At 65.1% G+C, this 26,897-nt stretch carries 26 protein-coding genes; 13 read left to right on the forward strand and 13 right to left on the reverse strand.

Annotation, left to right across the window (positions count from 1 at the left end):
• Nucleotides 1–24: 24 nt before the first annotated feature.
• Complete coding sequence (locus AB3147_RS22775; RefSeq protein ID WP_367353025.1) at nt 25–1,068, forward strand: histone deacetylase family protein; 1,044 nt, start codon at nt 25–27, stop codon at nt 1,066–1,068.
• Nucleotides 1,069–1,098: 30 nt separating this feature from the next.
• Here the strand turns inward: AB3147_RS22775 and AB3147_RS22780 are convergent, their stop codons facing one another.
• Nucleotides 1,099–2,433: an MFS transporter gene (locus AB3147_RS22780; protein WP_367353026.1), complete on the reverse strand. Its 1,335-nt coding sequence runs from the start codon at nt 2,431–2,433 to the stop codon at nt 1,099–1,101.
• A 221-nt stretch (nt 2,434–2,654) separates the two neighbouring features.
• Here AB3147_RS22780 and cyoA point away from each other — a divergent pair, with 221 nt between their 5' ends.
• The 5 genes from cyoA to AB3147_RS22805 all read left to right on the forward strand — a co-directional run bounded on the left by cyoA (nt 2,655) and on the right by AB3147_RS22805 (nt 7,612).
• Entirely contained in the window at nt 2,655–3,698 is a 1,044-nt protein-coding gene (gene cyoA, locus AB3147_RS22785; protein WP_367353027.1) for a ubiquinol oxidase subunit II, read from the forward strand.
• 63 nt (nt 3,699–3,761) lie between these two features.
• Nucleotides 3,762–5,765: a cytochrome o ubiquinol oxidase subunit I gene (gene cyoB, locus AB3147_RS22790; protein WP_105240365.1), complete on the forward strand. Its 2,004-nt coding sequence runs from the start codon at nt 3,762–3,764 to the stop codon at nt 5,763–5,765.
• Nucleotides 5,758–6,402 carry a cytochrome o ubiquinol oxidase subunit III gene (cyoC, locus tag AB3147_RS22795; protein ID WP_175137660.1) on the forward strand — a complete coding sequence of 215 codons (645 nt, stop codon included), beginning with the start codon at nt 5,758–5,760 and terminating at the stop codon, nt 6,400–6,402. The genes cyoB and cyoC overlap by 8 nt, the downstream gene beginning before the upstream one ends.
• A gap of 8 nt (nt 6,403–6,410) precedes the next feature.
• Nucleotides 6,411–6,833 (forward strand): cytochrome o ubiquinol oxidase subunit IV, encoded by a 423-nt coding sequence (gene cyoD / locus AB3147_RS22800; RefSeq protein WP_370647789.1) that lies wholly within the window; start codon nt 6,411–6,413, stop codon nt 6,831–6,833.
• Nucleotides 6,833–7,612 carry an SURF1 family protein gene (locus tag AB3147_RS22805; RefSeq protein ID WP_367353028.1) on the forward strand — a complete coding sequence of 260 codons (780 nt, stop codon included), beginning with the start codon at nt 6,833–6,835 and terminating at the stop codon, nt 7,610–7,612. Before cyoD ends, AB3147_RS22805 begins: the two co-directional genes overlap by 1 nt.
• Nucleotides 7,613–7,697: 85 nt before the next feature.
• On the opposite strand, the gene AB3147_RS22810 is transcribed toward AB3147_RS22805, so the two are convergent.
• From AB3147_RS22810 to AB3147_RS22820, 3 genes are all read right to left on the reverse strand, one after another.
• Nucleotides 7,698–9,398, reverse strand: coding sequence for a nicotinate phosphoribosyltransferase (locus tag AB3147_RS22810; protein ID WP_367353029.1), 1,701 nt, complete (start codon nt 9,396–9,398; stop codon nt 7,698–7,700).
• Nucleotides 9,399–9,445: 47 nt separating this feature from the next.
• Complete coding sequence (gene prs / locus AB3147_RS22815; protein ID WP_367353030.1) at nt 9,446–10,291, reverse strand: ribose-phosphate diphosphokinase; 846 nt, start codon at nt 10,289–10,291, stop codon at nt 9,446–9,448.
• A gap of 103 nt (nt 10,292–10,394) precedes the next feature.
• Complete coding sequence (locus AB3147_RS22820; RefSeq protein ID WP_367353031.1) at nt 10,395–11,048, reverse strand: NUDIX hydrolase; 654 nt, start codon at nt 11,046–11,048, stop codon at nt 10,395–10,397.
• 252 nt (nt 11,049–11,300) lie between these two features.
• Between AB3147_RS22820 and AB3147_RS22825 the strand changes: the two genes are divergently transcribed.
• On the forward strand, nt 11,301–12,407 hold the full coding sequence (locus tag AB3147_RS22825; protein WP_175122742.1) for a porin: 1,107 nt from the start codon (nt 11,301–11,303) through the stop codon (nt 12,405–12,407).
• 54 nt (nt 12,408–12,461) lie between these two features.
• Here the strand turns inward: AB3147_RS22825 and AB3147_RS22830 are convergent, their stop codons facing one another.
• Nucleotides 12,462–13,145, reverse strand: a complete 684-nt coding sequence (locus AB3147_RS22830; protein WP_367353032.1) for an ankyrin repeat domain-containing protein — start codon at nt 13,143–13,145, stop codon at nt 12,462–12,464.
• Between the two features lie 190 nt (nt 13,146–13,335).
• On the opposite strand from AB3147_RS22830, the gene AB3147_RS22835 reads away from it, so the two are divergent.
• Nucleotides 13,336–14,688, forward strand: coding sequence for a ParB/Srx family N-terminal domain-containing protein (locus AB3147_RS22835; protein WP_367353033.1), 1,353 nt, complete (start codon nt 13,336–13,338; stop codon nt 14,686–14,688).
• 51 nt (nt 14,689–14,739) lie between these two features.
• Here the strand turns inward: AB3147_RS22835 and AB3147_RS22840 are convergent, their stop codons facing one another.
• Nucleotides 14,740–15,114, reverse strand: a complete 375-nt coding sequence (locus tag AB3147_RS22840; protein ID WP_367353034.1) for a hypothetical protein — start codon at nt 15,112–15,114, stop codon at nt 14,740–14,742.
• A 171-nt stretch (nt 15,115–15,285) separates the two neighbouring features.
• Between AB3147_RS22840 and gvpU the strand changes: the two genes are divergently transcribed.
• On the forward strand, nt 15,286–15,732 hold the full coding sequence (gvpU, locus tag AB3147_RS22845) for a gas vesicle accessory protein GvpU (protein ID WP_367353035.1): 447 nt from the start codon (nt 15,286–15,288) through the stop codon (nt 15,730–15,732).
• A 5-nt stretch (nt 15,733–15,737) separates the two neighbouring features.
• A complete protein-coding gene (locus AB3147_RS22850) occupies nt 15,738–16,433 on the forward strand; it encodes a pentapeptide repeat-containing protein (protein WP_367353036.1) in 696 nt (231 codons plus the stop codon).
• Nucleotides 16,434–16,510: 77 nt separating this feature from the next.
• On the opposite strand, the gene AB3147_RS22855 is transcribed toward AB3147_RS22850, so the two are convergent.
• Nucleotides 16,511–17,071, reverse strand: a complete 561-nt coding sequence (locus AB3147_RS22855) for a DNA-3-methyladenine glycosylase I (protein ID WP_367353575.1) — start codon at nt 17,069–17,071, stop codon at nt 16,511–16,513.
• A gap of 170 nt (nt 17,072–17,241) precedes the next feature.
• Complete coding sequence (locus tag AB3147_RS22860) at nt 17,242–17,646, reverse strand: lysozyme inhibitor LprI family protein (RefSeq protein WP_056558453.1); 405 nt, start codon at nt 17,644–17,646, stop codon at nt 17,242–17,244.
• 109 nt (nt 17,647–17,755) lie between these two features.
• On the opposite strand from AB3147_RS22860, the gene AB3147_RS22865 reads away from it, so the two are divergent.
• Nucleotides 17,756–18,577 carry a metallophosphoesterase gene (locus AB3147_RS22865; protein WP_367353037.1) on the forward strand — a complete coding sequence of 274 codons (822 nt, stop codon included), beginning with the start codon at nt 17,756–17,758 and terminating at the stop codon, nt 18,575–18,577.
• A 519-nt stretch (nt 18,578–19,096) separates the two neighbouring features.
• Here AB3147_RS22865 and AB3147_RS22870 read toward each other — a convergent pair.
• The 3 genes from AB3147_RS22870 to AB3147_RS22880 form a co-directional block, all read right to left on the reverse strand.
• Nucleotides 19,097–19,408, reverse strand: a complete 312-nt coding sequence (locus AB3147_RS22870) for a polymorphic toxin type 44 domain-containing protein (RefSeq protein ID WP_367353038.1) — start codon at nt 19,406–19,408, stop codon at nt 19,097–19,099.
• Nucleotides 19,378–19,539: a PAAR domain-containing protein gene (locus tag AB3147_RS22875; protein ID WP_367353039.1), complete on the reverse strand. Its 162-nt coding sequence runs from the start codon at nt 19,537–19,539 to the stop codon at nt 19,378–19,380. Before AB3147_RS22875 ends, AB3147_RS22870 begins: the two co-directional genes overlap by 31 nt.
• Before the next feature lie 284 nt (nt 19,540–19,823).
• The gene (locus tag AB3147_RS22880; protein WP_175137646.1) at nt 19,824–20,873 is read right to left on the reverse strand and encodes an NADP(H)-dependent aldo-keto reductase; all 1,050 of its coding nucleotides are present in this window, start codon (nt 20,871–20,873) and stop codon (nt 19,824–19,826) included.
• Nucleotides 20,874–21,028: 155 nt separating this feature from the next.
• On the opposite strand from AB3147_RS22880, the gene AB3147_RS22885 reads away from it, so the two are divergent.
• A complete protein-coding gene (locus AB3147_RS22885) occupies nt 21,029–21,811 on the forward strand; it encodes a bestrophin-like domain (RefSeq protein WP_175137645.1) in 783 nt (260 codons plus the stop codon).
• 26 nt (nt 21,812–21,837) lie between these two features.
• Here AB3147_RS22885 and AB3147_RS22890 read toward each other — a convergent pair whose 3' ends face one another.
• Complete coding sequence (locus tag AB3147_RS22890) at nt 21,838–22,287, reverse strand: GNAT family N-acetyltransferase (protein ID WP_367353040.1); 450 nt, start codon at nt 22,285–22,287, stop codon at nt 21,838–21,840.
• 6 nt (nt 22,288–22,293) lie between these two features.
• Complete coding sequence (uvrA, locus tag AB3147_RS22895) at nt 22,294–24,930, reverse strand: excinuclease ABC subunit UvrA (protein WP_367353041.1); 2,637 nt, start codon at nt 24,928–24,930, stop codon at nt 22,294–22,296.
• Nucleotides 24,931–25,263: 333 nt separating this feature from the next.
• Here uvrA and AB3147_RS22900 point away from each other — a divergent pair, with 333 nt between their 5' ends.
• The gene (locus AB3147_RS22900; RefSeq protein ID WP_239216571.1) at nt 25,264–26,847 is read left to right on the forward strand and encodes an FAD-dependent monooxygenase; all 1,584 of its coding nucleotides are present in this window, start codon (nt 25,264–25,266) and stop codon (nt 26,845–26,847) included.
• The last annotated feature ends 50 nt before the right edge of the window (nt 26,848–26,897 follow it).

Consider the following 26,897-nt stretch of genomic DNA (forward strand, 5'->3'; position numbering starts at 1 on the left):
CCTACCCTTCCAGGACTTTCCATCGTGCTGATCTTCCACAATCCCGTTCACGACAAACACAGCGGCCGCCAGGAGATGTTCCGCGGCAAGCTGGTTCCCTGCCACGAAACGCCGGCTAGGCTGGAATACGTGCTGGACGCGCTGCGCCAGCGCGGCATCGGTGAATTGCACGCACCCTCCGCGCCCGACATGGATCTGATCAAGCGCGTGCACACGCCGCGCTACGTGGACTTTCTGGCAAGCGCCTGGAACGAATGGGTTGCGCTGGATCCGGCCAACGCGGATCTGGACGTGCTGCCGTCGATCTGGCCCGTGCGCGGATTTCGGCACGACGTCGAACCCAGCAATTTCGCGGCGCGTGTCGGGCTGTTCTCGTTCGACAGCGGCTGTCCGCTGACGGCGGGCACGTGGGAAGCGGCGACTGCGGGCGCGGCCTGCGCGATCGACGCCGCGCGCGCCGTATCCCAAGGCCAGGGCCTGCGCGCGGCGATGGCGCTGACCCGGCCGCCCGGCCATCACGCCGGCGCGGACTTCTTTGGCGGTTACTGCTTTTTGAATAATGCGGCGCTGGCGGCCCAGGCGCTGCGCGATGCCGGCGCGCAGCGCGTTGCCGTGCTGGACGTGGACTATCACCACGGCAACGGCACGCAAAGCATCTTCTACGACCGCGGCGACGTGCTGACCGTGTCGGTCCATGGCGATCCGACTACCGAGTATCCGTTTTACCTGGGATACGCGGACGAGCGCGGCGACGGCGCGGGCCAGGGCTGCAACTTGAACCTGCCGCTACCCGCCGGCAGCGACTTTGCCGCATGGACGGCGGCATTGCAGCAGGGCCTGGACGCGGTGCGCGCGTTCAAGGCAGATGCGCTGGTCGTTGCGCTGGGCGTGGATACCTACGAAGGCGATCCGATATCCAAGTTCAAGCTGAAGAGCGCCGACTATCTGCAGGTCGGAAGCATGCTGGCCGGCCTGGGCCTGCCGGCCGTGTTCACGATGGAAGGCGGTTATGCGGTCGCGGACGTGGGTGTCAATGTGGCGAACGTGCTGGAAGGGTATCTGGGCTGAACGCCGGGGCAGCAACTCATCGCCCCGGATTCAATCGCGGGTTTCAAGCACCTTGTTGATGCGCAGCGCAATCAACGTGCACGCCACGCCGGACAGCAGGTACACGCTGACTGCCACCAGCCCGAATCGCGCCGACAGCCCCAGCGCCACCACCGGCGCGAACGCCGCGCCGACCAGCCACGCCATATCAGAGGTCAAGGCTGCACCGGTATAACGGAACCGCCGCGTGAAGTTGGCAGTGACCGTACCAGACGCCTGCCCGTAAGACAGACCCAGCAGCGCAAACCCGATCAATATGAACGCATCCTGCGCCTTCGGCCCGCCGCCCAGCAGCCACGGCGACACCACCGCAAACACGCCGATCAGCATGGCAAGCAAACCCAACGTGGTGCGCCGCCCGATGCGATCAGCCAGCCACCCGGAAGCGATCGTACCCAGGATGCCGATCCCCGCGCCGATGATCTGAACGATCAGCACATCCGAAATCTGTTGCGTGCCGCTGACAGCGATCCACGACAGCGGAAAAACCGTGACGAGGTGAAACAGCGCATAGCTGGCCAGCGCGGCGAAGGCGCCGATGAAGAGGTTGTAGCCTTGCTGGCTGATGATCTCGCGGATACCGATGGGCTCGAGTTCACCTTCTTCGAGCAACTGCGTGTATTCCTCGGTCACCACCAGCCGCAGCCGCGCAAACAGCGCCACCACGTTGATGGCGAACGCCACGAAGAACGGATAGCGCCAGCCCCATTCAATGAAGTCCGCCTCCGTCAGCGTGATGTGCAGATAGAGAAACAACGCACTGGCCACCAGAAATCCCACAGGCGCGCCCAGCTGACCCATCATCGAATACCAGCCGCGCCGGTTGGGCGGCGCGTTCAGCGCCAGCAGCGACGGCAGGCCGTCCCACGACCCGCCAAACGCCAGGCCCTGCAGGCAGCGGAAGACCGCGAGCAAGGTGATGGCATGCACGCCGATCGATTCATAGCTGGGCAAAAACGCCATGCCGACGGTCGCGGTGCCCAGCACGAACAAGGCGACGGTCAGCTTGGTTGCGCGGCCCCATCGGCGCTGGATCGCCATCGACAGCGCGGTGCCGATGGGACGCATGATGAAGGCGAAGGAGAAGATGATGAAGGCTGACAGCGTGCCTTCCAGCTGGCCTTCGAAGGGAAAGAACACCTTTGGAAAAACCAGCACGCACGCGATGCCGAAGACGAAGAAATCGAAGTATTCAGAGGCGCGTCCGACGACCACCCCCACGGCGATTTCACCGGGCGCCACCTTGGCGTGGCTGGTGCCGCCGCTGATCGCCCCGGGTCCGGAACCGGGAGAGGGATGACCAGGATACTGCGTGGTGGTCGACATGGGTTCGCTCGCAAAAGAAGGTTCTGAATACGCCTTGTCTACGATCTTGCAACACACCAGCACCACGGTACGCGCATCATGCCGGAAGCCGCAAGCGTTTTGGCCCATGACTGCCCCGCACGCGTTCCCGTGCATACTTTTGCTCTTTTTACCCTAGATTTTTCGCGGCTTCCAGCGTAGTGTTTCGTTTACTTCGCACGGTTACGTTTCGGGGTATGACCATGTCGTCCTTCGCAAGGCTCCGCGGATTGATCCTGTTTGCCGCCCTGCCGCTGCTCGCCGGGTGCAATGCGGTCCTGCTGTCGCCATCGGGCGACGTGGCCGTGCAACAACGCAACTTGATCATCATCTCCACCGGCTTGATGCTCATCATCATCGTGCCGGTCATCATCCTCACGCTGCTGTTCGCATGGCGCTATCGCGCCAGCAACAAGGAAGCCGCCTACGACCCCGACTGGAACCACTCCACGATGCTGGAGCTTTTGATCTGGGCGGCGCCGCTGCTCATCATCATCGCGCTTGGCGCGCTCACGTGGGTCAGCACGCACCAGCTTGATCCCTACCGGCCGCTGGCGCGCCTGTCCGAAGGCCGCGAAGTGCCGCCCAACACTAAGCCGCTGGTCGTCGAAGTGGTGGCGCTGGACTGGAAGTGGCTGTTCCTTTATCCCGAGCAAGGCGTGGCCGCCGTCAACGAGATGGCCGCGCCGGTGGACCGCCCCATCCAGTTCAAGATCACGTCGTCGTCGGTCATGAACTCGTTCTTCGTGCCCGCGCTGGCCGGGCAAATCTACGCCATGCCCGGCATGCAGACCACGCTGCACGCCGTCATCAACCATCCCGGTGAATACGAAGGCCTGTCCGCCAACTACAGCGGCTCCGGCTTTTCCGGCATGCGCTTCCGCTTCCATGGCCTGGACCAGAAGGGCTTTGACGACTGGGTTGCGCAGGCCCAGAAATCCCAGTCCACGCTGGACCGCGCTGCTTACCTGAAGCTTGAACAACCCAGCGAGCGCAACCCGGTGCAGCTTTACGCCACCGTTGCGCCCGGCCTTTTCGACGCCATCGTGAACCGCTGCGTCGAACCCAACCGCATGTGCATGCGTGATGCGATGGCCATCGACGCGCAAGGCGGCGCCGGCATACCGGGCGCGCACAACCTCACCACCCTGGACCCACAAGTGCGCGAGAAGCTGGGCCTTACGGAAACGCCGCCGCGCAAGTATGTCGGCGCCATGTGCACGGCCTCTGAAGGACTGGTGCTCTAGCGCGGCAGGTTTTTCGGCACGCGACGTGCTCCATGTAAACGCGGTTTTTTTGCTGGAATCGAGATGCCTGATCAACCTGACCTCACCAAGCTGATCTTTGGCCGGCTTACCTGGGACGCCATTCCTTTTCACGACCCCATCCTGCTGGGCACCTTCTTCGTGGTGGCGGCTGGCGGCATCGTGCTGCTGGGTTCCGTCACGTACTACAAGAAGTGGGGCTACCTGTGGCGCGAATGGTTCACCAGCATCGACCACAAGAAGATCGGGATCATGTACGTGATCCTGGGCATCGTCATGCTGCTGCGCGGCTTTGCCGACGCCATCATGATGCGTTCGCAGCAAGCCGTTGCCTTCGGCGACTCTACCGGCTTTCTGCCGCCGCACCACTACGACCAGATCTTCACGGCGCACGGCGTCATCATGATCTTCTTCGTGGCCATGCCGCTGGTCACGGGGCTGATGAATTTCATCGTGCCGCTGCAGATCGGCGCGCGCGACGTGGCGTTTCCGTTCCTGAACAACTTCAGCTTCTGGATGACCGCGGGCGGCGTGATCCTGGTGATGATGTCGCTGTTCGTGGGGGAATTCGCCCGCACCGGCTGGCTGGCATATCCCCCGTTATCAGGCATCCTGCACAGTCCGGACGTCGGGGTCGACTACTACATATGGGCCTTGCAGATAGCGGGCGTGGGAACACTGCTATCGGGGGTGAACCTGCTGGTCACCATCGTGAAGATGCGCGCGCCCGGCATGAAGATGATGCGCATGCCCATCTTCACGTGGACCGCGCTGTGCACCAACGTGCTGATCGTGGCGGCGTTCCCGGTGCTGACGGCGGTGCTGGCGCTGCTGTCGATGGACCGCTACGTGGGCACCAACTTCTTCACGGCGGACTTCGGCGGCAACGCCATGATGTACGTGAACCTGATCTGGATCTGGGGTCACCCCGAGGTCTACATCCTGATCCTGCCCGCCTTCGGCATCTTTTCCGAAGTGGTGTCCACGTACTGCCGAAAGCGCCTGTTCGGCTATGCGTCCATGGTGTATGCCACGGTCGTGATCACCGTGCTGTCGTACCTGGTGTGGCTGCACCACTTCTTCACCATGGGGTCCGGGGCCAGCGTGAACTCGTTCTTCGGGATCACGACAATGATCATCTCGATCCCGACAGGCGCCAAGATCTTCAACTGGTTATTCACCATGTATCGCGGGCGCATCCGCTTTGAAGTCCCGATGCTGTGGACGCTGGGCTTCATGGTCACCTTCGTGATCGGCGGCATGACGGGCGTGCTGCTGGCCGTGCCGCCCGCCGACTTCGCGCTGCACAACAGCCTGTTCCTGATCGCGCACTTTCACAACGTGATCATCGGCGGCGTGCTGTTCGGGCTGATGGCCGGCATCACATACTGGTTCCCCAAGGCATTCGGCTACAAGCTGGATCCGTTCTGGGGCAAGTGCTCGTTCTGGTTCTGGCTGGTGGGCTTCTACGTGGCCTTCATGCCGCTGTACGTGCTGGGCCTGATGGGCGTGACGCGCCGCGTGAACCACTTTGAAGACATGTCGCTGCAGATCTGGTTCCAGATCGCGGCCTTCGGCGCGCTGCTGATCGCATGCGGCATCGCCAGCTTCATCATCCAGCTCGTGGTCAGCTACCGCCGCCGCGATCAGCTGCGCGACACCACGGGCGATCCGTGGGATGGCCGCACGCTGGAATGGTCCACCTCGTCGCCGCCGCCTGTGTACAACTTTGCGTTCACGCCGCGGGTGCATGACCTGGACGCCTGGTGGCAGATGAAGCAGCACGGCTACCAGCGTCCGCAACAGGGCTTCATTCCGATCCACATGCCGAAGAACACCTGGGCGGGCATCGTCCTGGCGGGGATCAGCGTGGTGCTGGGTTTTGCGCTGATCTGGCACATGTGGCCGCTGGTGGTGCTGTCATTCGCGGCGCTGATCCTCGTGTCGATCATCCATACCTTCAACTACAAGCGCGACTACTACGTGCCGGCCGCTGAGGTCGTCGCCACGGAAGACGCCCGCACAAGGCTGCTAGCGCAACATGTCTGATACCCTCGCCCACCCCATGCCCGGCGGCGCCGCGCCGTCGTCCCAGGAACCTGTCTTTTACGTTCCTGGCGAACACCATCCCAAGAACGGCACGCTGCTTGGGTTCTGGGTCTACCTGATGAGCGACTGCCTCATCTTTGCGTGCCTGTTCGCGGTCTACGGCGTGCTGGGCCGAAGCTTCGCGGCCGGCCCATCCGGCGCGGACCTGTTCGACCTGCCGCTCGTCGCGGTGAACACGTCGCTGCTGCTCCTGTCATCCATCACCTACGGGTTCGCGATGCTGGAGATGCGGCGCAACCGCATCGGCGCCACGCAGTTGTGGCTTGCCGTGACCGGCATTCTTGGCCTGGGCTTTCTGTCGCTGGAAATCTACGAGTTCTGGCACCTGATCCACCAAGGCGCCGGCCCGCAGCGCAGCGCGTTCCTGTCGGCGTTCTTCACGCTGGTCGGCACGCACGGGCTGCACGTCACGTTTGGCATCGTGTGGCTGGTGACGTTGATGCTGCAGGTGCGCCTGCATGGGCTGATCCCCGAAAACCGCCGCCGCCTGATGTGCCTGTCGATGTTCTGGCACTTCCTGGACCTGATCTGGGTGGGCGTGTTCACGTTCGTGTATCTGATGGGAGTGCTGCCATGACGTCGCACATGGATAACCTGGCCGACACCGGCCACGGCGGCCACGGTGGCCATAGCGGCCACGATCATCACGATGGCCACCATGACGATGACGACGGCGCCGGCCACGGCACCTTCAAGAGCTACATGACCGGCTTCGTGCTGGCCGCCATCCTCACCGCGATTCCGTTCTGGCTGGTCATGGACCGCGTCATCGACAGCTCGCGGGTCACCGGCCTGGTGATCCTGGCCTTTGCCGTCGTGCAGATCGTGGTCCACATCATCTACTTCCTGCACCTGGACACCAAGTCCGAAAGCGGGTGGAACATGTTGGCGTTAATATTCACGCTCGTGCTGGTCGTCATCACGCTCAGCGGATCCATCTGGATCATGTACCACTTGAACTCCAACATGATGCCCATGTCACCGCATGACATGCGCAAGATGCCCTGATGGCAGCAGTCAAAGACATTTCTTCACGCGACACCTCCCGTAATCCGCGCAGCAAGGCAACCCTGGTCATCCTGGGGTTGCTGGCTGTTGCCATCTTCGCCGGGCTTTGCGCGCTGGGCACCTGGCAGGTGCACCGGCTGGCCTGGAAGCGCGCGCTGATCGCGCAGGTGGATCAGCGCGCCCATGCGCCGGCCACGCCCGCCCCCGGCAAGAACGAATGGGCGCAGCTGACGCAGGACAACGCCGAATACCGCCACGTTACCGCATCCGGCACCTACCACTTCGACAAGCAGACGCTGGTGCAGGCCGCCACGGAACTGGGCAGCGGCTATTGGGTCATGACGCCGCTGCAGCTGGCGGACGGCGGCACCGTGCTGGTGAACCGGGGCTTCGTGCTGCCGGCATGGCGCAAGGACGCAGCCAACAGCGCCCAGCCGCCGGCGCCGGGCCAGGTCACGGGCCTGCTGCGAATGGGCGAACCGGCCAGCGGCTTTCTGCGCAACAACGATCCGGCCGCCAACCTCTGGTATTCGCGCGATCTGCCCGGCATCGCGGCGGCGCGCGGACTTGCCGACGTGGCGCCCTACTTCATCGACGCCGACGCCGCCTCCAGCCCCGGCAAGGATCCCGCCCGGGAGCCGGTTGGCGGACTTACGATGATCAACTTCCCGAACAACCATCTGACGTACGCCATCACCTGGTATGCGCTGGCGCTGATGGTGATCGTGGGCGTGGCGATCTTCGTGCGCGAGGAAAAGCGCGCACGCCGGCCGGACTGATTCGCCGCCACGTATGAGAAACGGCGCCCGCAAGGGCGCCGTTGTCGTCTGATCTGCCGGCAAATACTGGCGAATGCCGGCGGGATCAGCAGGCCGGCCAGCGGATGCTGCCCGCCTCAGGGCAGGTCCACGATCCCTGCAGCCGCGCCCGGATCTCGGCCAGGCTTTGTTCCACCAGCAGTTCGCCGTCGCGGAACACAGGCACCAGCGCGCCACCCGCCGCCTGATCGGGGGTCTGCTGGTCGTGCAGCACATAGCCGTCCGGCGTCTTGTCCACACGCAGCAAGCCCTTGGCGGACTTCTTCACGCCGGAATCGGTGACCGGGTCCTTCACCAGTTCCTGCGGTTCGCCGTTGACCTCGGCATACGTGGCCTTCAACGCCCAGCCGAAGGTGTCGCGAGTCAGGTACTGATAGGTGTATGACCCGATGCCCAGCACGACGTTGCCCGACGCAAAGCCCTTGCGTTCCAGGCGCACCAGGATGTCGCGCGCCCGGGTCAGTGTGATGGAGTCGCCGTAGATCAGGCCCACGTGCGGATCCAGCAGCTTGTAGCCGCGATCGGTCTGAACGCCGCCGAACGTGTCCCACAGGCATTGCACCGCGCCCTTCACCTCCGGCGCGCGCAGCGTCTGCTGCGCGCTGGCGTCTTCGCCCAGGAGCCAGTACGTGCCCGTGGCCGCATCCCGCACGGCCTCAAAGCCGGCGGCCTGCGCCGCTTGCAGGGCGGCGCGGTCCTGCACGTCCGGCACGTCGGTGCAGAAATAGCCGGTCAGGATCTTCACGGGGTCGCCGGAGTCCGGACGGAACACCACCTTCGCGTTGCCCAGCGCATCCGGCTGGCGGCTCATGATCTCGGACTTGAGCGCCGCGGCGAAGTCCGTCACCACCTGCCAGAAGTCCCAGGTGTCAGACACCACCGACACGATGCCGGCCGGATACACCTGCTTGACCAGGCGGCGGATGGTCTCGATCTCGCCTTCCTTGCTGCCCAGGCACATCACGGAGTGCTCCGTCGCCGGCACCGAGCCGCCGATCAGTTCGCGGTCCGAATCCGCGTTGTAGAGGTCTTCCAGGTAGTCGATGGCCGGGATCGTGTCCGTGCCGGTAAAGGACAGCAGGTGACCCGCGCCGCACTTGCGCGCGTCGTACAGGCCGGCCATGCCGCGCATCGAGAAGTCGTGGCCCTGCCAGTCCACGAACGCCATCGGGCTGCCGGTCAATTGCGCAAAGTACGTCAGCAGCTTGCGGTATTCGAAGGCGATGGTGGCGACCGTGGACGGCTTCCAGGACTCGCAGCTGAACAGGGTTTCGATGTAGGTCACCAGCCAGGCAAATTCCGGCCGGGTGTTGATGAAGGTGACCGGCGGCACGCGGATGTCGACGCGCGCGCCTTCAGGCACCGAGCGGATCTCCAGCGGCAGATAACCCAGGTCGTGCAGCGCCTGCAGGTGATCGACCGTGACCGCGCCCTTGCCCAGCGCGTTGTCCACACGGCGCTGGTACTGGCGCACGGCGGTGCTGGCAGGCTTGCCGAAGAACTCGCGGTTGAACAGGCCGATCAGGATTTCCTTGATGAATCCTTGCAGGCCGAACCAGACGATCTTCTCGTCGAACAATTCGGGCAGCACCGGCGCCAGGCGGGCCGAGCGCGGCGTGAAATTGGCCAGGATCTTGTTCGTGCCCTTGGGGTACTGGAACGGGTGGCCGGTCTTGTAGAAGTCCGCCTGCAGGAAGGGATTCAGGCCATTCTTGAGCTTGGCGGCCAGGGTGTCGGGGGCATTCATGGCGGGTTCCTTCTTGGTCGATCTGTGTTCTTGGTTGATCTGCATGCTTAGTTGACCAGCACCGCACCGGCGGCGGTCGCGGCCGCCTCTTCCGTGCGGGTCCAGTCGTAGGCGGTGAAAATCCCGGCGTATCGCGCCTTCAGTTCGGTCAAGCCCTTGCTGAAGATGCCGTGCGTCACATACAGATAGAGCGGCTGGCGGGTCTTGTCGGCCAGGGCGGCGGCCAGTTCCAGAAACGTGCGTCCGCCGTCGCAGATGTCGTCGACCACCAGCACCGGCTGGGCGGGGACATCATCGGGCACGCGGGTTTCCGTGATGCGGCCGGTCTGCGGGTCGCGGACCTTTTCCGCGTAGCGCACGTCCGCCACGCCCAGCGTTTTGGCCAACGACTGCACCCGTTTGCGGGCGCCGGCGTCCGGGGCCATCAGTGTGACGCCCTGGGCAAAGGCCGGGGCGGCCAGCGCTTTCTTCAGGAAGGCGGCGGCGTCGATCACCCGCACCCGCTGCAACAGCGCTGGCGTGACGTCGCTGTGCGGTTCCACGATGGTGACCGTGGCGTACTGCTGGTCATTGATGAGCTTGCAGAACACGGCGGCGCCCAGCGCCTCGCCCGGATTGCAGACGCGGTCCTGGCGCGCATACGGCACATAGGGCATGTCCAGATGCACGGGCGCGGCCGGGTTCAGGCGGCGCAGCGCGTCGGTCAGCAGCAGCAACTGCATGACGTCGTCGGCCGACTTCAGCAAGGCGTGGATGCGGAATTCGCGGGCGGCGTCGGCCTGTTCACGCAAGCCGGCGGGAATGGTGACCTGCATTTCGCCGCCGGGAAACCGGAACGCGGCTGGCGTATCGGTCTTGCGCTGTCCTTCGATTACCGCAGTGATGGTGAACATGATGGCCCCTTAGTGGCATTTCAAAACTAAGTGAGGCCAGTATATGCCTACTTATTGTTGTTTTGCAACTATCTTTGGGTTGCAAAAGGCTCGTCCCGTCGAATCAGCCGACGCTCCGGTCGAAAAAGGTGAAATCCTTCAACCGGTAAAGACGCGCCGGACGCTGCGCGCCCCCGACAACTTCGACGGTTGCCTCCAGCGCCCCCCACGCTTCCATCTTCCTGCGGAAGTTCGACTTCTCGAGCCGGGTCTGCAGGATCGCCTCGTAGGTGTGCTGCAGTTGGGTCAGCGTGAAGCGCTCGGGGAGCAGGAAAAACGGCAGCGTGGAGTACGTGGATTTGCTGCGAAGGCGGTCCACGGCGGCAGTGATGATGTCCGCATGGTCGAACGCCAGCGGCGGCAAGGCGTCCACACTGACAAAACGGAATTCCGCGCGGGTGGCGGCTTCCAGTTCGGCGGCGGGCACCAGCGCCACATAGGCGACCGACATCGACCATCCCCGGGGATCCCGATCCTGACCGGAAAACACCTGCAATTGCTCCAGGTAGCGCGGCTCGAAGCCGGTCTTGTCGCGCAATACACGCCGGATGCTGTCTTCGGTGGACGTGTCTTCGTTGGCGTGCACCACGCCACCCGGCAGCGCCATGGCGCCCTGAAGCGGCTCGCGGTCGCGCTGATGCAACGCGACTTCCAGGCCGGATTCGCGCAGGGTAAGAAGGACGGCGTCGACGGTGACGAGCGGTTGGGGAAAGTCCAAGGAGCGGGTTCCGTGATTGAGGTTTTGGGCAAGATGCCACTATGACGCCGCAAGGTCAATTCGCTCGGCTTCGTCCCAGAAAAAGCACCTGAACGCCCCACTAGAAAGTGTTCGAATTTTGGCAAGAATTGACGGTGGATAACGACAATTAACGCATTGTTCTACACTATGCGCCGAGGAACACCGTCGGGTTGATGCTTGGCGTCGTGTTCCTTTTGCTTTTTCTTCAACTGCAACTCAGGAGTTTTCCGGATGAAAAAGACGCTGCTCGCCGCGGCAATGCTGGCCTCTTTCGCAGGCGTTGCCCAGGCAGAACCGTCAGTCACCCTCTATGGTGTCATCGACACCGGCCTCGGCTACAACAAGATCAAGGGCGATGGCTACAGTGGTTCCAAAGTCGGCATGATCAACGGCATCCAGGCCGGCTCCCGCTGGGGCCTGCGCGGATCCGAAGATCTGGGCGACGGCCTGCGCGCCGTCTTCAAGCTGGAAAGCGGCTTTGATTCGGCCAACGGCCAGCGCGGCCAATCCGGCCGCCTGTTCGGCCGCCAAGCCACCATCGGTCTGGCCAACGACGCCTGGGGCTCGCTGGAATTCGGCCGTCAGGCCACGGTCGGCTCGAACTACCTGGCCGACATCGACCCCTTCTACACCAGCTACACCCAATCCAACCTGGGCCTGGGTTTCAGCGCGGCCAACACCATGCGCTGGGACAACATGGTCATGTACCGCACCCCGTCGGTGAACGGCTTTGAATTCGCCGTGGGCTACTCGTTCAGCGTGGACGACACCACCTCGGACCAGACCGGCTTCCAGACCGCCGACAACACGCGCGGCATCACCACCGGCCTGCGCTATGTGCAGGGTCCCCTGAACGTGACGCTGACGTACGACCAGCTGAACGGCGCCAACCGCAGCACCGTCGACAACGGCGCCACGCCGCGCCAATACGCCGTCGGCGCTTCGTACGACCTGGAAGTGGTCAAGCTGGCTGCCGCTTACGGCCGCACCACCGACGGCTGGTTCGTCGGCCAGGATCTGCCGTCGGGCACACCGTTCAGCGATGAGTTCGGCACCAACCGCTTCGTTGACGGCTTCAAGGCCAATTCCTACATGCTGGGCGCGACGTTCCCGGTGGGCGCCTCGGGCAGCCTGTTCACCTCGTGGCAGCACGTGGCTCCGTCCAACGACAAGCTGACCGGCGGCGACGCCAACATGAATGTGTACAGCGTGGGCTACACCTACGACCTGTCCAAGCGCACCAACCTGTACGCCTACGGTTCGTACGGCACGGACTACGCGTTCATCGACGGTCTGAAGAGCACCGCCGCCGGCGTGGGCATCCGCCACCAGTTCTAAGCGTGTGCCGGGCCGGCCGCCCCGCGGCGCCGGCCCATCCTGCCGCCCGGGTCGCTACCGCGCCCGGGCGCGCTCCAGCATCTGCACGATTTCCGTCTGGCCGCGCTGACGCGCGTGCTGCAATGGCGTAAGCCCATCCTTGTCGGGCAGATTCACGTCCGCTCCCCCCTCTATCAGCAGCGCCACGATGGCCTGATGGCGCGGTCCGCCGTCGCTCAGGATGATGGCCTCGAGCAGCCCCGTCCAGCCCAGCCGGTTGACGTGGTTGGGATCCACGCCCGCCTGCAGCAGCCGCTTCACGACCTCGACGTGGCCGCGCTCGCACGCCGGAATCAGGGCCGTGCCGCCATAGCGGTTGGTGCTTTTCAGGTCGGCGCCATGCGACAGCGTCAGCTCCAATATCTCTCGATAGCCCTGCGCGCCCGCCAGCAGGTATGCGCTGTCCTGCATGCCGTTCTGGGCGTTCACGTTTGCGCCGGCGTCGATCAGCGCCGCCGCGGCCTGCACGTGGTTGCCTTGCGTGGCGCGCAGCAGCGGCGTATTGCCCTGCCCGTCCCGCGCCTCGATCGGCGCGCCCTCTGCCAGCAATTGGCGCACGCGCGCCGCATCGCCCTTGCCGGATGCCTCCAGCAGTTGGGCGCCGCGCGCGTTCGCGGCGCGATCTTCCGCGGCGGCGCCAAAGCCGATCGCGCTCAGCGTCAGTACGACGCAGTCGCGCCAGAATGTGATGTAAGCCATTGCCGGCAGCCTCCTTGGTATGTGTCTGCTTGACGCCCGGTCCGGTGCCGGACGCGCTGCCATTATCTCCTTGCCCCCGGCCGCGCGCGCGGCCTATGCTCGGTCAGGTTCTCGGTGACGTGCAATGCGCAGGAAACACGCGTCCGGCATGATCGGCCTCCCTTACTGATCGCAGCCCCCAAGAACTGCCATGCCCTCCCGTACCGAATCCGCGCTTTCTCCCCTTTTCCGTCCGTCGCGCCTGATGCGCGCCCTGGCCCTGGCTTTGTTGCCGCTGGCCCTGGCTGCCTGCAATGGCGGCGGCGATGATGACGATGACGACGTCCAGCCGCCCGTCGCTGAAACCCCGGCGCCGCAGCCCACGCCGCAGCCGCAACCGGAACCGGAACCCGAACCCCAAACGCCTCCGCGCAACACGGCCTATCTGCAGAAGAAGGCGGGCGACGTCATCCAGGTCCGCATCGAGGAACTGCATCCGACCCAGGCCGCGATCGGCTACGACCAGATCTATTACAAGCTCGGCCGCTGGCAAGGCGACTTCGACCGCGCCACCTGGGCGGCCGACCCAGTTCTGCAACTGGATTACCTGAACCGCACCGTCGGCAAGAAGTTCGACGACTATTGCGAGGACGTGGGCGGCGCCGAGCGCGCGCAGAAGTTCCAGAGCATCGCCGAGGCGCGCGCCGCGCGCCTGGACAAGCCCGAAACGTTCACCTGCCTGGACGCGCCGGGCACGAATACGGCCAACCTGAAGACGGTGATCGTGGGCTGGGACGGCAACCTGTACCTGACCGACGGCCACCACACGTTCTCGTCCCTGCGCGAGATATCTGATGGCGGCCCGAAGCTCCCCGTGTGGGTGAAGGTCGACGCCAACTACAGCGACCTCCCGACCGCGGCGGCCTTCTGGCAGCGTCTGGTCGACGAGCGCCGGGCATGGTTGCGTGACGGCCAGAACCAGCCGATCACCGTCGACCAGCTGCCCACGCGCGTCGGCCTCGCCAGTGCGCAGGAGCCCGGCGGCATGCAGGAAGACCGCTACCGCTCACTGGTGTATTTCACGCGCGACATCGCCTACAGCAACGGCAACCTGCCTGAATTCGCGGAATTCCTGTGGGGCGACTGGCTGCGCCGCCAGGCCGCGGCCGGGCAGCTGCAGGGCCTGGACCAATACAAGATGCAGGCGCCGGCAACGCCCGCGGAAATCCTGGCGGTCAGTACGCTGAACAAGGACATCCTGCCCACCGGGGCCAACGACAGCTACGCCGCCGCCGTGCGCGATGCGTCGGTGAAGATGAGCGCGTTGGCTGACACGGCTATCGTGTTCGAAGACCGCGACGCCGCCAGCCTGGGCCGCATCGTCCTGGAAGCCAATGCCGCCAGCGGCTCGGCCACCAAGACGGCGCGCGACACGCTGGAGGAACTGCCGCGCAACGACGTCAAGACGTCCGACGGCACGCCGCGCGGCGCGGGCAAGCTGTGGTTCGCGGTGAACTACCGCACCTGCGGCAAGCCTGCGGCCGGCACCTGCTGGGGCTGGTAAGGTGAAAAAGGCCCGCGCAAGCGGGCCTTTTCGCATCGGGCGGTCAACGCGTCAGAGCACTTCCTGCGTGTTCTCGGCCTTCGCCAATTGCTGCATCGCCAGGGCGACCTTCTTGGCGACTTCCAGGCGTTCGGCGGCCGACATGGCGTCGTATTCTTCCTTGGAAATGCCCAGGCTCGCCAGCGCCGCGTAGAACATCTTGTCCTCGAGCGACATGCCGGCGTAGTCCAGGAATTCCTTTTCGGCCTGCGACGGCGCGGCCTGCGAGGCGCCGGACACGCCTTGGCCCATGGCAGAACGATTGCGCTCGGTGGCATCGGCAAACGCCGCGCGGAAGCTTTCGCCGGCGTTGGCGTTGGCATTTTTGGCGGCCGCCGCGGACTGGCCGGCGGCGGCATTGATACCCAGGAAATTCACGCTGCTCATGGATGCTCCAGAGGGATTGGCGGTCAGGGTGCCAACATACTCCCGGCCCGCGCTGCCGGAAAACCGGGTCAGCCGCCCGAACCGCCCGTTTCTCTGCGGATTGCGGTCCGACCATTTTTAGCGCCCTTCGAGTATCTTGTGCCTCTCGCAAATCTTCCAGAGACCGTTCTCATGAGCATCGACACCCCTTCGACCCAGCCCGCTGCCGCCACGCCCGCCGCAGACGCCTTCCTGCAGTTCCTGGTCAACCTCGTCAACAACGGCAGCCAGATCGAAAGCATTGGCGTGACGTTGCAGATGGGCGGCATGCTGGTCTCCGGCTCGATCGTCTCGGGCGCCGAGTACTTCGACACCTTCGCGGCCAGCTTCTCGGGCTCGCTGGAATCGCTGGACCCCGACACGCGCCAGACCGTGCACGCCTCGCTGGCCGAACTGGGCGACGTGTTCCGCCTGCCCCAGCCCGTCGATCCGCTGCCCAACTACATTCACCTGGCGGACGCCCTGTTCTTCACCGCCGACGGCACGCCCATCGCCGGCCAGCCGACGCTGTGGCGCGGCCGCACGAGCGCCGTCGACGGGTTCATCCTGGGCCGTCTGCAGTCGGACGCCTCGGCCTGATCCGCATGACGCAACCCGTTACTCCGCCGATCGAGGGCCAGGACATCGACCGCAAGGCCATGCAGGCCCTCATCGAGACGGCGGCAGGCAAGGCGCTGTCGTTCGTGGACTGCGACTTTCAGGACGCAGACTTTTCGCGCCTGGAACTGCGCGGCTTCCAGTTCAGCGGCTGCGCGATTGCTGGCGCCTCGTTCCAGGGCGCGGATTTGACTGACAGCCAATGGCTACGCTGCCGCGGCGGGTCGGCCAGCTTTGCGTCGGCGGACGCCAGCGAGGCCCACTTCCAGAACTGCGACCTGAACAACGCCAATTGGCGCCGCGCGCGGCTGGCCAGCGCCAAGTTCCGGTCGTGCAAGCTGACCGGATCGGATTTCGATGGCATTGCGTGCCTGGGCTGGTCGCTCGAGGAATGCCTGCTGGTCGGCGCGCTGCTGCGCGGCGTGTCGTTTCGCAAGTGCAATCTGCTGCAGCTGGATTTCTCGGACGCGGACCTGTCGGGAAGCGACTTCCGCGAGACGGTGTTTCACGGCGGCAGCCTGCGCAATGCCACGTTGAAAAACGTCCACTTCGAAGGCGCGGACCTGCGGGAAGCGGACCTTGGCGGATTGGACCCGACGGCGGCCGCCCGGCTGGCCGGCGCGACGATTTCCAAGACGCAGGCGGCGGCGCTGCTGGCCGAGTTGCGCATCAGCGTGGTTTGACACGGTTCTGACGCAGCCCGTCTTTGCGGACTTGCAGGCCAGCGATACCGCCAGCGCCTGCATTGCCTCGCATTGGTTCAGCCCGGACGCCGGAAGTACGCGCGCGCCGCCTCGATCTGCCCATGGCAGACGCAACCGCTCATGTGCTCGTTCACCATGCCCACGGCCTGCATGAAGGCATGCATGGTCGTCGGGCCCACAAACGTCCAGCCGCGCCGCTTCAGCGCGCGAGAGAGTTCTTTCGACGCCTTGGACGTGGGATTGCTGTCCCAATAATGCCTATCCACCGCCGCCGGTCGGTCCTGCGGCGGCGGTTCATGCGACCAGAGCCAGCCGGCCAGCGAGCCGGTCTCGTCGGCCAGTTCGAGCGCGCGCTGCGCGTTGTTGATGGCCGACGCGATCTTGGCGCGGTTGCGCACAATGTCGGCGTTGCCCATCAGGCGCTCCACGTCGCGCTCGGTATAACGTGCCACCCGTTCCATGTCGAAATCGTCAAAGGCCTCGCGAAACGCGTCGCGCTTGCGCAGGATCGTGATCCACGCCATGCCGGCCTGAAAACCTTCCAGACAGATTTTCTCGAACAGGCGCCGGTCGTCCACGACGGGCCGGCCCCATTCATGATCGTGATAGTCCGGCATGGACGGCTGCCAGAAGCAACGCGGCTTGCCATGCTCGTCAATGATCAGGCCGGTGTCGGGGATGCCGGCGGCCGGGTCGGCGATGTCCGGGTTGCTGGTGTTCGGAGTGCTGACGTCCGGAGTGCCGACTTCCGGGCTGGCATAATGTCCGGCATTCTGCGCGGCAGCACTCATGGCTTGCGCGGCACCGGGCAGCTCGTGTCGCCTTCCTCGCACGCCAGATACGCGCGCAATTCCTTGGTCCGGGCCTTCGTGAGCTTATCCAGGCACATGCTCAACACCATCGGATAGGCGCTGCCGCCCGTCACGCCTGTCGACGAAAACGCGCATTCGGCATCGCGAAAGAACAGCCACGCTTTCTGCGCCGCCTGCAGTTGCGTCAAGGCGTCCTTGCTGTCCTTCAGGCGCTCCGTCGCTTCCTTGTACGCAGCGTTCAACTCGGCGTCGGACTGGCGATACGCCTGATCCGCGCACAGGTTCATGTCGGTCTGGGTGGACGCCTGGTCACACTTGAGCACTTGGGCCTGCGCCCCCGCTGCAAGCAGGAGCGCGGCGGCGGCAAACACGATACGCATGGGAATTCCTCCTTTTTGGGTGGGATTGGGGTGGTCAACGCATGGGGGAAAGTGTCGCATGGATGCCGGCGAGGCGCAGCGCGGCTGTCCGTCGCCTAAGATAGCCCCCATGAAGATCCAACTGCTTTCCGACTTGCATCTTGAAACCGATCCCACCTTTGTGGCACAACCGTTGCCGGGCGCCGACCTGCTCGTGCTGGCGGGCGACATCGGCTCGTACCGTCAGGGTTCGCGGCTGGAACGGGACGACTTCGGCCTGGGCGACTATTCGCCGCGCCACGGCTGGCCCACGCCCGTCCTCTACGTGCCGGGCAACCACGAATACGACAACGTGGATTTCGACGAGGCGCACGCGCGCCTGCAAGACCTGTGCAACGCGCTGGGCATCCAGTGGCTGGAACGCGAGTCCACCGTCATCGGCGGGGTGCGCTTCGTCGGCACGACGCTGTGGACGGATTTCGACGCGCTGGCCTCACCGGACGACACGCTGGGGGAAGCGCTGAAAAAGCGCGCCAAGGCTTTCCGCGCGGCGGACTTCTATCTGGAAAAGGCCGAGATGCGCCGCCATGGCGCGCCCTTCATGGCTGAACAGATGCGCGAGCAGGGGCTGGCCTGTCAGGCGTGGCTGGACGCCGCCCTGCGTGTGCCCTTCGACGGCACGACGGTGGCCGTCACGCACTTTGCGCCCACATTGGCCAGTGCTGATCCCCGTTATGGCGTCACGCCGGGCACGGCGGGGTTTTGCAACGCGCTGGATGGATTGCTGCCGCTGGCCGACGTGTGGATACACGGGCATCTGCATTGCGCGCAGGATTACGTGAAGGACGGCTGCCGGGTGATTGCGAATCCGTTGGGGTATGCGAAGAAGGGGGAACAGGCGGATTTTGCGCCGGAGAAGTTGTGGGAGGTTCCGGTGCGTCGGCAGACATGAATGCGGGACCTGCTGTGATGGCGGTGGACGGATCCCTGGATTGCGGGATCGAAATCGATTCCGTCGCGCTCCGATTTGGCGAACAGCAGTCGGCCTCCTACCGCCCGTGATCGGCAACCCCGCATGGCTCACTTGGCGACGTGAAGCGCGAGAAATACTGATGCCTTGTGTGCGAGCTAAACCGCGCTTGTGCACTGATGCACACATCCACCCGACTGAACTTGCCCGTAATCTCTACGCTTCGGCGATTGACGAATGGCGTGCTGACCTCAATCCACGACGCCGGCGACGCAAACATCGTGGTCGAAAATCTGACTGACTCCCCGGGATGAATGGTTTCCCTTGTGAGGCGATGATTATCGTTGAAGTAAACCACCACCGGCGCTGCAGCGTCTTGCGCATAGTGGAGTACCACCGTAGGCGTCAGCGAACCCCAAATTACCAGACTTCCACACAACCCTCCTAGCAACGCCAGCAGGATGCAAATTGACCTTCCGAGAATCCGCATATTTGCCCTAGCTAGCGTTCGCAGACGTGCAATTCTTTCGAACTTCCCCTGCTGTTTCCCCAAGGCAACGGTACAGCTTCGACTGTTCCAAGCAGGATGTCCGGGGTCAGTGCATGAGGTCTGACGTTTGCGTACAGGTCACACCCCAACTGAATTGAAATATGGTCCGGCCTATCGTCTGCGCTAGCAGGCCATCCGCCGTTTTCCGGATGATTCTGCATGGTCGGCATTCGCCGTTTTGCCAAGGCGCCCAAAGTGTCATGCAATGCCTGAGCGATCCCTGCTCCGTTGGTCAGTTCATCTGGGGTGAATCCGACCGCCACACCGACATAGCCTTGTGACCAAGCCCTGCCGCCGCCCTGCCGTCGATGTCGTAGGACGAAAACCCCTCCAACACCCTTCCGCCATGGGTCGTCTTGTCACCAACACGAATGATCGGGCGCGCTGTCATCATTGCTCCAGGCAATTACTGATGCGCGAAAGTCTGAGCGTCGCAGAAGCCGACTTGAATCAGATAAACGCGAAAATTGCCTGATTCACTTTTCTCCCGTGATGCCACGCACGATTTGAACCCCCCCTGCTTCAAACATGCGTGCCAACGACGGCATTACAGAACTACCCCTCGGAAATGAAAAAAGCCCACCGCTTTCGCAAGTGAGCTTTTCGGTTGTTGACCTCGAAGGAGATCAACCGCCTTCCATAGGGGCATGAACGGCTTCCCGTCCCGCCCCGCGCGCCTCAAGGCGCCGGATTCGGATGACGCACGTGGATCTGGTTGATCGCGTCCAGCACCTCAGCCGACAACGTCACATCAACACTGTCGATGTTTTCCTTCAACTGCTCCAGCGACGTCGCGCCGATCAGATTGCTGGTGACGAACGGGCGTTGATTCACCCAAGCCAGCGCCAGATGCGTCGGAGAGATGCCATGCTTGCGCGCCAGTTCCACGTATTCGCGCGTGGCGGCTTCGGCCTGGGGGTTGCTGTAGCGGGTGAAGCGCGTGTACACCGTCAGGCGCGCGCCGGCCGGCTTGGCGCCGTCCAGATACTTGCCGCACAGCATGCCCATCGCCAGCGGCGAATACGCCAGCAAGCCCACGCCTTCGTGGTGCGTGAATTCCGACAGGCCGATTTCGTACACGCGGTTCAGCAGGCTGTAGGCGTTCTGGATCGACGCGATGCGCGGCAGGTCGGCGTTCTGGGCGTGGCGCAGGAATTGGCTGACGCCCCACGGGGTTTCGTTGGATACGCCCACGTGGCGCACCTTGCCGGCGCGCACGAAGTCCTGCAGGACCGACAGCGTCTCTTCGATCGGCACGGTGTGCTCGTCTTCGACCCACGGGTAGTTGAGCTGGCCGAACGTCGCGGTGGTGCGGTCGGGCCAATGCAGCTGATACAGGTCCAGATAATCCGTCTGCAGGCGCTTCAGACTGGCGTCCAGGGCCGCGGTCAGATTCTTGCGGTCCAGGAAGGTCTTGCCGTCGCGGATGTGGCCGGGGCGCTTGGCATCGCGCACGGGGCCGGCCACCTTGCTGGCCAGCACGATGTCCTGGCGACGGCCGGTCTTGGCCAGCCACGTGCCGATGTAGGTTTCGGTCAGCCCCTGGGTTTCGGGCTTGGGCGGCACGGGATACATCTCGGCCACGTCGACCAGGTTGACGCCGCGCTCCAGCGCGTAGTCCAGTTGCTGATGCGCGTCGGCTTCGGTGTTCTGCTCGCCCCAGGTCATGGTGCCCAGCCCGATCAGGCTGACATCCAGGTCGGTACGGCCGAGTTTGCGGTATTTCAAGTTCTGCTCCGTGCGGGTCTTGGGGTTAAGAAGCGACACCTTACTCCAAGATGTTGGCGTTTCGCTGACAGGATGGCCCGGCGTTCGGCCAGGCTTGCCGCCGCCGCGCAATCGGCATACGCTGATCCGCAAATCCGATCCGGGGGGAAAACGGCATGCTGCGGGAAGTCGACGAGGTCATCCTCTTTTTCGTCGTGCTCATCATTTTCCTGGGCGTCATCGAGGTCGGCTATCGCCTTGGCCGCCGGCTGCGCAAGCCGGCCGACGAGGCCGCCAAGACGCACATCACCGCACTGCAGACCGCCCTGCTCGGCCTGCTGGCCCTGCTGTTGGGGTTTACGTTCGCCATGTCGGTCACGCGGTTCGAGACGCGCAAGAACCTGGTGCTGGAAGAGGCCAACGCCATCGGCAACGCCTACTGGCGGTCGCAGCTCATTCCCACTGAGCACCGGCCGGTGGTGGCAAAGATGCTGCACGAATACACGTCGGCATCGCTGGATTACCACCTGGCCGACCAGGATTCGCCGCGTTTTGCCGCCGCCAACGCCACGGCACGCCGCATCGAACGCCAGATCCGGGCGGCGGTGGCGGCGCGGGCCGAGAATCCGCCGTCCATCTCCACGATCATGTTCATCCAGGCCATCAACGAGATGGCGCAGATCAACGAGAAGCGGCGCGTCGCGCTGGAAAATCACGTGCCCGAGCCGGTGTACTACCTGCTGTTCATCGTGGCGGGCGGCTCGATGGGCTATATCGCGTACGGCACGGGCCTGTATGGACGGCGGCGGCCGATTTCCACCGGGATGTTTGCTGCGCTGATTGCCCTGGTGCTGACCTTCATCCTGGATATCGATCAGCCGGGCAGCGGCTTGATCCAGGTGGGTCAGGAAAGCATGGAGCGCATGCAGGCCACGCTTGCGCAGGAAATGCAGCAGTAGGACCGCGGGCGCTCACGAAACGCATCTTACGGATACAGCTCCAGCACCTCGTCGCCCCGGTCGTCGAACGTGCCCGTCGATGTCCAGCCCAGGTGCCGGTAAAAGCCATACGAACGGACGGCGGGGTCGCTGGCGCATCCCAGGATCAGCCGCTGAAAACCCAGCGCCTTCAGATCGCGCACGACCAGATTCAACAGCGTCTTGCCCGCGCCATGCCCCTCGAAGTCGGGCAGCAGCGCCAGGACGACGATCTCGCCGGCTTCGGTGTCTCCGAAACAGTACCCGGCGACCTTGCCGTCGACCGTGGCCACGTAGCCGGGCAGCGAGCCGTCCTGGACCGCCGCGGTCCATGATTCGAGCGTGACGCCGACCGCGGCGAGGTCCGCTGCGGAAAACGCGTTCTCGCGGGTCTTGCCCCGGATGTCGATGCAGGCCGCGACGTCTTCGCCGCGCGCGAGGCGGTAGGTGAATTCCATGTTTCCTCAGTCAAAAAAACGCCGCAGGAACGGGGCGGTGACGCCCGCGTTGCCGCGGCTGACGGCTTCCGGGGTGCCGGCCGCGACGATAGCGCCGCCCTCTTCGCCGGCGCCCGGTCCGACGTCCAGCATCCAGTCGCTGCCCGCGACGACGCGCAGGTCGTGTTCGACCACGACGACGGTATTGCCGGCATCCACGAGGCCGTGCAGTTGCGTCATCAACTTGTCCACATCCGCCGCGTGCAGGCCCGTGGTGGGCTCGTCCAGCACGTACAGCGTGTTGCCGCGCTGGCTGCGCTGCAGTTCGGTGGCCAGTTTGATGCGCTGGGCTTCGCCGCCGGACAGTTCAGTGGCGGGCTGGCCCAGGCGCAGATAGCCCAGGCCGATCTCGGCCAGCAGCGTCAAGGGGCGCGCCACCACCGCCTCGTCCTTGAAGAAATCGCGCGCTTCGTCCACCGTCATGTCCAGCACCTGGGCGACGTTGCGGCCATTCCACTCGACTTCAAGCGTCTTGGCGTTGTAGCGGCTGCCGTGGCACGTGGGGCACGGCGCGTACACGCTGGGCATGAACAGCAGTTCGACGTGGACGAAGCCTTCGCCCTCGCAGGTCTCGCAGCGCCCTTGCGCGACGTTGAAGGAGAAGCGGCCCGCGCTGTAGCGCCGGGCGCGCGCGGCCTTGGTGTCGGCGAACAGCTTGCGCACGTGATCGAACAGACCGGTGTAGGTGGCCAGGTTGGAGCGCGGCGTGCGGCCGATGGGCTTCTGGTCCACGTTGACCAGGCGCTTGATGGCCTGCCCGCCCGCATGCAGCCGGCCCGTGGTGCGCGGCAGGTTGCCGGGCTGCGGCAGGTCGCTGTCGGGTTCCTCGGCCGGCAGTTCCTGGCCCAGGTGTTCGCCCACCAGTTCGACCAGCGCCTGACTGACCAGGCTGGATTTGCCCGAGCCGGACACGCCCGTCACCGCCGTGAACGCGCCCAGCGGAAAGCGTGCGTCCACGCCATGCAGGTTGTTGCGATGAATGCCGCGCAGCTCCAGCCACCCGGCGGGTTCGCGCGGGGTGCGGCGGCTGGCGGGGCGCATGTCGAACAGGTACTTGGCGGTGACGGAATCCTTCACCTTGCGCAGCCCCTCCGGCGGACCGCTGTACAGCACCTGCCCGCCGTGCTGGCCCGCACCCGGCCCCACGTCGACCAGCCAGTCGGCGCGGCGCAGCGTGTCCAGATCGTGCTCCACGACAAACAGCGTGTTGCCGCCCGCTTTCAGCTGATCCAGCGCGCGGTGCAGCGCCTGGCCGTCCGCGGGGTGCAGCCCGGCGGACGGTTCGTCCAGCACGTAGACCACGCCAAACAGGTTGGAGCGGATCTGCGTGGCCAGCCGCAGGCGCTGCAACTCGCCGGGCGACAGCGTGGGCGTGGACCGGTCCATCGCCAGATAGCCCAGGCCCAGCGCCTGCAGCGTGCCGATGCGCTCGACCAGATCATGTGCAATGCGCTGCGCCGCGATGCGTTTCTCGGGCGACAGGTCCGGCGTGCGGCGCACGTCGCTGCTGCCGGCATGCGACAGCCCGCCGGCCGCCACGCGCTTGGCGTTGGCACGCACGCCCGCGGCCTTGCTGCGCGTCGATCCAGACTGCGCCGCGTGTTCGTCGAACCGGCCTTCGGCGGCGGGCGCCAGAACCTCTGCGATGCGGGCAAGCGGCAGTTGCGACAGGCTGCCGATGTCCAGGCCCGCGAACGTCACGGACAGCGCCTCGCGCTTCAGGCGCCGGCCGCCGCATTCCGGGCAGGGCGCGCCGGTCATGAAGCGCGCCACGCGCTTTTTCATCATGGCGCTCTGCGTGGTGGCGAACGTGTGCATGACGTAGCGGCGCGCGCCGGTATAGGTGCCCATGTAGCTGGGTTCGGTCTTGCGGCGCAGCGCCGCGCGCGTTTCGGCCGGCGTGAAACCGGCGTAGACCGGCACCGTGGGCTGCTCGTCCGTATAGAGAATCCAGTCGCGGTCCTTCTTGGGCAGGTCGCGCCACGGCTTGTCCACGTCGTAGCCCAGCGTCACCAGGATGTCGCGCAGGTTCTGGCCATGCCACGCCGGCGGCCACGATGCGATCGCGCGCTCGCGGATGGACAGCGACGGGTCCGGCACCATGGATGCCTCGGTCACGTCGTACACGTAGCCCAGGCCGTGGCAATGCGGGCAGGCGCCCTGCGGCGTGTTGGGCGAGAAGTCCTCGGCGTACAGCATGGGCTGGCGCGCCGGATAGGTGCCGGCGCGCGAATACAGCATCCGCAGCATGCTCGACAACGTGGTGACGCTGCCGACCGTGGAGCGCACGTTCGGCGTGCCGCGCTGCTGCTGCAAGGCCACGGCGGGCGGCAGACCATCGATGGCGTCGACGTCGGGCACGCCCACCTGATCGATCAGGCGGCGGGCGTACGGCGACAGCGATTCCAGGTAGCGGCGCTGCGCTTCGGCGTACAGTGTGCCGAATGCGAGCGACGATTTGCCCGACCCGGACACGCCGGCGAACACCACCAGCGCATCGCGCGGGATGCTGACGTCCACGTTCTTCAGGTTGTGTTCCCGCGCGCCTCGCACGCGGATGCAGGCATCGGCGCCCGGCTTCGAAGGATTCTTGCGCTGGCTCATGGCTGAAATAGTAATGGACCGGACGGCGGATGCCTTCGCGGACGTGGCCAACCGGGCGAGCGGCGCCTCATCCCATCGCATGAGACCGCGCGCACTGATGCATCCATACCGCGGAACGAGGTGCCACCCCCACTCGCGCGCGGTGCCGCGCATTGCCGTTGACGGCGCCCCGGCGCTGCTTTAATTTCGCAACACGCGAAACGGCAGGGGCGGCGCAATGCGCCGCCCTTGTCGTGCTGCCGGCAGCATCGGCGCGACCGCGCTGCTTCCGACTGCCGGGCAGGCTGCATCCCTTGCGGCAGGACTTGATGACCACATTGCTGAGGGCAAGACATGGTGATCTCGATTTCCGTCCTGGTCGTGGGCGCGGGCCCGGCCGGCCTGTTGACCGCCGCCGAATTGCAGCGCCGCGGCGTTGACTGCCTGCTGATCGATGCGCACGAACGCCCGCTGGATTGGGACCGCGCGACCGTCGTGCATCCGCGTTCACTTGAAATCCTGGATGCGCTGGGCATCATCGAACCCCTGCTGGCCGCGGGCGTGAAGCAGCGGCGCGCCCGCATTCATGCGGGCGGCAGCGAACTGGGCATCATCGACCTGGAACTTGCCGGCAGCCGCTATCCCTTCAACATCGGCATCTCGGAAGAAGTCACGGAGACGGTGCTGGCCGACCATCTGGCGCGGCTGGGCGGCAAGGTCACGCGCGCCACGAAGCTGGTGGGATTGCAGGAACAGGAAGACGGCGTGCTGGCCACCGTGGAGCGCGGCGGCAAGCTGTCGCAGGTGCTGGCGCAGTGGGTCGTCGGCTGCGACGGGCATCACAGCACCGTGCGGATGCTGACCGGCATCGAGCAGGACGGCCACGACATCAACCAGCCGTGGGCCGTGTTCGACGCCACCATCCCCGACTGGCCGGAGGCGTTCGAGGCGAATTACGCCTACCTGGATCAGATTCCGGTGATTCTGACCGCGTTGCCCGGCGAGCGCTGGCGCGTCTACCTGCGCCCCAGCTCCGCGGCGTCGGACCTGGTCGAGGACGCGCTGTCCACGCTGCGGCGCTACCTGCCTGACGCCGGCTTTTACAACGTCTCGCACCCGGCGCGCTTCGAATGCCACACCAAGGTGGCGCGCGCGTTCCGGTCCGGCCGCGTGCTGCTGGCGGGCGACGCCGCGCACACGTGCAGCCCGGCGCAGGGACATGGCATGAACACCGGCCTGCAGGATGCCTACAACCTGGGGTGGAAGCTGGCGCTGGTCTGCCAGGGACATTGTTCGCCCGCACTGCTGGACAGCTATCACGCCGAGCGCCGGCCCGTGGCCGACATGGTGATGGCGTCGGGCGATGCCGCCGAAAGCGCGCAGATGGCGCAGGGCAACGCAGAGCGTCGCGCGCGCGATCTGGCGATCCGCGCGGCCTTCGGCAACCCCGAGGCGCGGCACCGCGAGGCCGTGTCGGAAGCCGAACTCGACATCGACTACGCGGGGTCGCCCATCGTGATGGGTGACCGGCACGAGGCCATCTGGCCGGGCCAGCGGCTGCCGGACCATATCGACGTGCGGTTTTCCACCGGCGGCCGGGGCAAGCTGCATGAGTACGCCAAGCGGCGCGGGCACACCGTTTTGTTGATTGGCGGCCCCGGCACGGCGCAGCAGCCGCTGTCGGACCTGCGCCGCCGGCTGATGGCGCTGGCTGACGGCTACATCATCGAGGTGGTGGTGGCCCTGACCGCCAGCGACGGCGTGACCGACGTGGACGCGTACCTGGAGCCCGCCACGGCGGCCCGGATGGGCGTGGGCGACATGATGCTGCTGGCGGTGCGGGCGGACGGCCACGTCGGCCTGCGCGCCGAGCAGCGGCACGCCGAGACGCTGACGGCGTACATTGAACGCCTGCGGCAATCGGGACAGACGCCATGACCTAGGGAAATCCCCAGGTAAATCCGTGTCGATCCGGGTGCCGGCGGTTC

This window comes from Achromobacter animicus, from assembly GCF_040775605.1.
Lineage (GTDB): Bacteria > Pseudomonadota > Gammaproteobacteria > Burkholderiales > Burkholderiaceae_B > Achromobacter > Achromobacter animicus.